The organism is Acinetobacter sp. AM (genome assembly GCF_003105055.1).
Lineage (GTDB): Bacteria > Pseudomonadota > Gammaproteobacteria > Pseudomonadales > Moraxellaceae > Acinetobacter > Acinetobacter tibetensis.
In genome coordinates, this window is record NZ_QETG01000035.1 from 22,344 (window position 1) to 28,374 (window position 6,031).

The window sequence follows — 6,031 nt, forward strand, 5'->3', positions numbered from 1 at the left end:
TCCAAAAAAACTTTTCAATTTAGCTGCGCTTAAACTCGTTTTTGTAGACGTGACACCCAAAAAGGAGCGACCCACGACATGGTTTGAACGAGGATAAAACCACAAAACAACGCCCCCGGAGATAACGGTTGGACATTGCTTAAAATTAAAATAAATCCGACGATCACAATCGTAAACTTGCCCATCATCCCCCGATACATATTTGCAAGTACCTGTTTGGATGCTCTCGCTCCTGCAGCTCGAAACGACTGCCATGAAAAATAACAACTTGCGAGCCAGCAAACACCCGCACCAAGTGCGGCACTTAAAGCTGCCGTTGCATCTTTCAAAACCCACGCCAACAAGGCTGACACAGGAATCATAAATGCTTGCAAGATGACTAATGCTTTCGCTAATCGTCGATCAATCAAGCGACTAGTTCGGCTCATTATTTATTCACTCACAGCATAAATGCTTGACAAGTTTAACTGATGATCGTTTTTAATCGCAGGCATTATAGAGTTACACCCCTGAACATGCAATCATTTCCCGACCTAAGTCGAGTTTTTTTCAATACGATAACGGTCTAGCTGTTGCTTAAATATTGATTATTTTCACTTCATTGGCGTGCAGTTAATACACAATTTTTGACTTGTTGCGCCAAGTCTGACCATGCAGAAATGAAGTTATTTTCTGCTGTTAAACTTTCGTCAACCGCCTGAAACACAATAGGTTGAAGTTTTTGATACTGATTGGCACTGGCATGAGCTTCTGCCAGTAAGCACATTTTCTTTTGCCCACGATGATCGTTCAAATATTTGATTTGTGCCAAGGTTGGCGCAATATGTGGATCATCAGTCATTGATCCAGCAAGCTTCAAATGTAATGGACGTTCCAAATACTGATAAGCATCGTGATACGCCCAATATGGCCGCGCTGCACCTTGGCTTTGGAATTTCTGTGCTGTGCTAAACATCTGCTTGGCAAATGCTTGTGCATTGTGCCAATACTTATCGCGATATTGAGGTTGCTGCTGTGAACGCAAGGCTGCAATAAAGAACCCGATACGCACCGCATTGTTTGGATCTAACCACACATGAGTATCGACTGTATTGGCTAAAGGTGCACCTCGAGTACTACGTTGTGGCAAAGTTTTGACCAAGCCAGAAGACAAAATAGAAACCGCTTTAGGATTATTATGCAGCAATTTATCCAGTGGTGCTTCATGGGCTTTACCGAGCCAAATCACCAATCCAGCGTCTTGTATCGCCTTGCGATGTGCGGGTGTTAAAGACACATCATGCCCAGTTTGGTTTTCCAAGAGTAAAACTGGTCGCTCCACCCCTTTTGTGACTTCTTGTGCAATCAAATATAACGGATGCGTTGAAACAACAAGACTTTGAGTCCACCCCACAGTACTTAGAATGGACAGTAAACAAAAAGCAAATAGACGAGACATGATTACACAGCACTAAACTTTATCTAGTGTTATAATATAACAACTCAACAAAAATACCTACGTCTAATCGTAACTTAAAGCCGTTCATGTTAAAATTTAATGTCAATTCTTTTATTTCAAGCCCGAACTGAGGTTGCTATGAGCTTATGTTCGCATGAACACCACAATGCATTACATGGCGTACATGATCATCATAATGTCGCAACACGCCTTGCTGAAGCAGAAAGTCTCTGTGCAGCCACTGGAGCGCGCTTAACTCCACTTCGTAAAGAAGTGCTCGAACTGATTTTGACTGCACATGGTCCAATGGGGGCTTATGATTTACTCGCCAAGATTAAAAGTGAATCAGATCGTCCTGCTGCGCCACCGACCGTTTATCGCACGCTTGATTTCTTATTAGAAAAGGGACTCATTCATCGGCTGACTTCGATTAATGCCTATATTCCCTGCTGCCATCCCCGCGAAGGTCACCAAGCCGCATTTTTAATTTGCACAGAATGTCATATTGTGAAAGAAGCATCTTCCGAAGGTCTATTACAACAATTAGATGCGCTTGCCACTTCTGATCATTTCACTGCACAACACAGCATTATTGAGATTTCTGGAAAATGTCAGAATTGCAGCCAAGCGAATTAAGCACTCCTGTACTAATTGCTTTAGAGCAAATTAGCGTCCGTATCGATGACCGTGACATTCTGAAACAGATTGATTTTTCGATTCACGAACAAGAAATTGTTACCTTAATTGGCCCCAATGGTGCAGGGAAATCAACTCTGATCAAAGTGCTCTTGGGCATTTTAAAACCCAATGCTGGACGAATGCTATCGACACGTAAACTTAAATTTTCTTATGTACCGCAGAAGTTTAACCCATCGCACAGCCTACCCTTACGTGTGAAGGACTTACTCGATTTAGAGTCCTGCCCTGCTGCAATTAAACAAGAAATTATTCAAGATACAGGCATTGCCAAACTGCAAAATTCAAAAGTACAACAACTGTCTGGTGGCGAACGACAACGTGTGTTATTAGCACGGGCTTTGCTGCGTCAACCTGACCTTTTAGTCCTCGACGAGCCCATGCAAGGACTTGATATTCAGTCTGAAGCAGAACTGTATGATTACGTCCGCAGCCTGCCTGAAAAATATCATTGTGCCGTATTGATGGTGTCGCATGATTTACAGTGGGTGATGCAAGGTACGCAACGCGTGGTCTGCCTCAATAAACATATTTGCTGTAGCGGTTTACCTGAAAATATTCAACAGCATCCAGAATACCAAGCCATTTTTGGCACCAACCGTGTGTTCTATCAACACCATCATGATCATTGTGCTCATGGAGATAGTGCCACAGCCTGCCAACATGATCCTCGCCCTCATATTCACCCTGAACCGGAAGCCTAATAGATGTTGGAATGGTTAGATCTGCTATTACCTGCTTGGACCATGGGGACATTATTGGTGTTTTTAACCGCACCTTTGGGCTGTTTGATGCTTTGGCGTCGTATGTCGTTCTTCGCCGATACTATGGCACATGGCACTTTATTGGGCGTGGCGATTGCGGGTGCCCTCAGTTTACCGTTTTGGGTCGGTGTCACTTTACTGGCATTTATGTTGGTCGCTATTTTATGGGTACTCCATGATCCACGCCTACCCAATGATGCCTTGCTAGCCCTCTGTTCAGCTACTTTGCTGTGTGCAGGCTTAATGTTGATTCAACATTTACCAAGTTTAAGACCTGAATTACTCAGTTATTTATTTGGTGACTTGCTCACCATTGCTTGGTCAGATTTACCTATGTTTGCGATTGTGATTGCACTGGCACTGGCAGTACTGTTCAAATATTGGAAAGCCCAAATCCAAATTGCGATTGATCCCGATATTGCAATCAGTGAAGGCGTGAATGCCAAATGGCAACGTTTAGTATTTATGCTACTGCTTGCTGTATTTACCGTTTTGGCGTTACGCGCGGTTGGCTCTTTATTGATGGGGGCACTGCTGGTCATTCCTGCATTAACCGCGCGCTTACTTGCACATTCCCCTAAACAAATGGTGGTTTGGGCCTTTGTGATGGCGCAGTTTGGTGTGAGTGTGGGTTTATGGTCAAGTGCTGCGCTCAATACCCCAACAGGTCTCAGCATTGTGCTGTGTATGGCATTGGTTTTTGCGCTGGTTTTTGCAGTTCAGAAAGTCAGAAAGTCAGAAAAATAGCTTAATCCATCATCTTTCATGAATCACCTTGATCACTCTCTGCTATTGATGCACCAAACTTAAAAGTCCCGCAGCACAACTAAATAGCACAGCAAAAGTACGATTCATGTATTTTTGCTGTTTTGGAGATTTCAACAGTTTCAACACCTTTGCCGCTAAACCTGTATAGCCCGCCATCACAATCAAGTCGATACTGATCATGGTCACGGCCATCATTACATACTGAATCCACTGTGGCTTAGACAAGTCTAAGAACTGGGGCAATACCGCCAATAAAAATACAATTGCCTTTGGGTTGCTCATATTGACCAAGAAACCATAACCCACCAGTTTGGGAATCGACTTTGTTGCTTGTCGTTCTTGTTCAATTTCAATGGACTGTACTGGTGCTTTCCACTGCAAATAAGCCAAATACAATAAGTAGCCCACCCCAAACCACTTCACCAACAGAAAAGCCCAAGGCGTTGTGGCAAAAAGCACCCCTACCCCAGCGGCAACAATCCCAATTTGCACCAACAGCGCCAGTTGCAAACCAATCGCATTCCAGTAACCACGACGAAATCCATAGTTTAAACCACTCGACATCGAGGCAATTGCCCCTGCTCCAGGTGAAACACTAATCACCCAACATGCCAACATAAACGCCATCCAAACTTGAAAAGACATCGTCACACCACCTCAGAAAGACAGGTCATTATATGACTTTTCACACATTAAATGTGCTGAGAAATTATCACCCAAGAATAATACAGTTTAGGCTATTCAGTCCCGCATTGATCAGGCACAATAAATCCAGCCACACATTGAATAAAAATCAAAGGAGCTATAAATGACCGCCCAATCCGTAATTTTACCCTTACCTTCAGATCATGCCCGCTTTATCGTATTACGCTTAAAAGATTTAACTGTACCTGAACTGAAAGAAAAGATTGAAGATTTACTGGACACGCGAGATCGTTTAATTACCCAACACCCAAATGCAGAAATTAAGACTGCGATTGCCTTTGGGACTGAACTTTGGGCAAAACTCTATGCGCAATCACCTGAGGGCTTTAAGCAACTTGACCCAATTCAGGGTGCCTTTGAAATGCCTGTTGTACCCGCGGATGTGCTGATTCACATTGCCTCGCAACGTAGTGATATTTGTTTTACTTTAAGCCAAGCTTTCTTCGACGGGATTCAAGATAAAGTCGAAGTTTTGGATGAACGTGTATGTTTTCGCTATTTTGATGGGCGAGATTTAACAGGTTTTATTGATGGCACTGAGAACCCTCAATTTCCTGATGATCGTGCAGAAACAGCACTTTTAGCAGAAGATGCAGGTATTTTTGCAGATGGTTCTTTTGTATTTGCACAGCGCTATATACATGATTTAGATAAATGGAAACGTCTAAAAGTCGATGCACAAGAAAATGTCATGGGCCGTTCGAAACTAGAAAGCATTGAAATGGATGATGACGTCAAACCCGAAAATGCCCACATTGCACGTGTCGTGATTGAAGATGATAAAGGTGAAGAAATGGAAATTTTGCGTCATTCTTTACCTTATGGAGATGGTAAAGGTGAGCAAGGCCTGTTCTTTATTGCTTATACTAAAAACCTTGGCATCATTGATAACATGTTAGAGCACATGTTTGGCACAACTGGTGATGGCATTCATGACCGCCTATTGCATTTTGTGACCGCAGTAGATGGTGCTTACTTCTTTGCTCCGAGCGAGGAGTTATTGGAAGAGGTTTTGGAGGATTAACTAAAAAATCATGAATAAGCAGCTTATTTCTGCTGCTTATTCAAAAGCTAATATCATTTTTGATTATATTTTTAAATAAAAATTTTATTACATTTAAATACTTATCTTAACCAAAGAGAATTTATAACTAATAATGTAAGTACAATTAATCTCACACTAGTATTAGAAAAGCCTCTGAGTCAATTGACTTCTTTAAAATAAACTTTTTTACCATCCGAACACACTCCATAAAAAATTCCATAAAAGTTATCTTTTACAGATAAGTTATTCAAATAACTATTGCATTCCAAAACTAAATCTCCAGCAATTTTCTTAAAAACTATTTTTTGCTTTTGATAATATGGAGCACCTTCATAATTATCATTTAAATAATAGAATCCTGATTTAAAGTTCTTTGATTCAGCTTGTTTAGTTGCATATCCATTCTTTATAAAATCAATCCCGCCTAAGGCTAAGTTAATTTTATCAATATTTAAATTCAACTCATTATTATTATTTTTATCCACTTTAGCTTCTGCCCATCCAACTTGAACATCTTCACTATAAAAATTTTTATAATATAAAGTAAAATTACCATTATTATCTTTTATGTAAAATTCATCATATACAGGATCAAGTCTTTTAAATAGATAATCA

The 6,031-nt window shown here is 41.0% G+C and carries 8 protein-coding genes; 4 read left to right on the forward strand and 4 right to left on the reverse strand.

Translation table 11 applies throughout. The features are described from left to right. Nucleotides 1–29: 29 nt before the first annotated feature. Complete coding sequence (locus DCO44_RS15200) at nucleotides 30–428, reverse strand: ATP synthase subunit I (RefSeq protein WP_116763358.1); 399 nt, start codon at nucleotides 426–428, stop codon at nucleotides 30–32. 170 nt (nucleotides 429–598) lie between these two features. Continuing rightward, nucleotides 599–1,438 (reverse strand): metal ABC transporter substrate-binding protein, encoded by an 840-nt coding sequence (locus tag DCO44_RS15205; RefSeq protein WP_116763360.1) that lies wholly within the window; start codon nucleotides 1,436–1,438, stop codon nucleotides 599–601. 138 nt (nucleotides 1,439–1,576) lie between these two features. On the opposite strand from DCO44_RS15205, the gene DCO44_RS15210 reads away from it, so the two are divergent. The 3 genes from DCO44_RS15210 to znuB are packed head-to-tail and all read left to right on the forward strand — an operon-like array spanning nucleotide 1,577 to nucleotide 3,645. Next, nucleotides 1,577–2,074, forward strand: a complete 498-nt coding sequence (locus DCO44_RS15210) for a transcriptional repressor (RefSeq protein ID WP_016165606.1) — start codon at nucleotides 1,577–1,579, stop codon at nucleotides 2,072–2,074. Further along, a complete protein-coding gene (gene znuC / locus DCO44_RS15215) occupies nucleotides 2,047–2,838 on the forward strand; it encodes a zinc ABC transporter ATP-binding protein ZnuC (protein WP_116763362.1) in 792 nt (263 codons plus the stop codon). Before DCO44_RS15210 ends, znuC begins: the two co-directional genes overlap by 28 nt. Before the next feature lie 3 nt (nucleotides 2,839–2,841). Beyond that, on the forward strand, nucleotides 2,842–3,645 hold the full coding sequence (znuB, locus tag DCO44_RS15220) for a zinc ABC transporter permease subunit ZnuB (RefSeq protein ID WP_116763364.1): 804 nt from the start codon (nucleotides 2,842–2,844) through the stop codon (nucleotides 3,643–3,645). A gap of 42 nt (nucleotides 3,646–3,687) precedes the next feature. On the opposite strand, the gene DCO44_RS15225 is transcribed toward znuB, so the two are convergent. Beyond that, nucleotides 3,688–4,311 (reverse strand): LysE family transporter, encoded by a 624-nt coding sequence (locus DCO44_RS15225; RefSeq protein ID WP_116763366.1) that lies wholly within the window; start codon nucleotides 4,309–4,311, stop codon nucleotides 3,688–3,690. A gap of 163 nt (nucleotides 4,312–4,474) precedes the next feature. Between DCO44_RS15225 and DCO44_RS15230 the strand changes: the two genes are divergently transcribed. After that, nucleotides 4,475–5,395 carry a Dyp-type peroxidase gene (locus DCO44_RS15230; protein ID WP_116763368.1) on the forward strand — a complete coding sequence of 307 codons (921 nt, stop codon included), beginning with the start codon at nucleotides 4,475–4,477 and terminating at the stop codon, nucleotides 5,393–5,395. Nucleotides 5,396–5,574: 179 nt separating this feature from the next. Here DCO44_RS15230 and DCO44_RS15235 read toward each other — a convergent pair. Next, nucleotides 5,575–6,031 (reverse strand): hypothetical protein (locus DCO44_RS15235; protein ID WP_116763370.1); only part of this gene is annotated, 457 nt, incomplete at its 5' end.

Bases quoted from the DNA above. Each gene is read 5' to 3' on its own strand.
- DCO44_RS15210 (WP_016165606.1), top strand. From the start codon at position 1,577: ATGAGCTTATGTTCGCATGAACACCACAATGCATTACATGGCGTACAT.
- DCO44_RS15230 (WP_116763368.1), top strand. From the start codon at position 4,475: ATGACCGCCCAATCCGTAATTTTACCCTTACCTTCAGATCATGCCCGC.
- DCO44_RS15225 (WP_116763366.1), bottom strand. From the start codon at position 4,311: ATGTCTTTTCAAGTTTGGATGGCGTTTATGTTGGCATGTTGGGTGATT.
- DCO44_RS15200 (WP_116763358.1), bottom strand. From the start codon at position 428: ATGAGCCGAACTAGTCGCTTGATTGATCGACGATTAGCGAAAGCATTA.
- znuB (WP_116763364.1), top strand. From the start codon at position 2,842: ATGTTGGAATGGTTAGATCTGCTATTACCTGCTTGGACCATGGGGACA.
- znuC (WP_116763362.1), top strand. From the start codon at position 2,047: ATGTCAGAATTGCAGCCAAGCGAATTAAGCACTCCTGTACTAATTGCT.
- DCO44_RS15205 (WP_116763360.1), bottom strand. From the start codon at position 1,438: ATGTCTCGTCTATTTGCTTTTTGTTTACTGTCCATTCTAAGTACTGTG.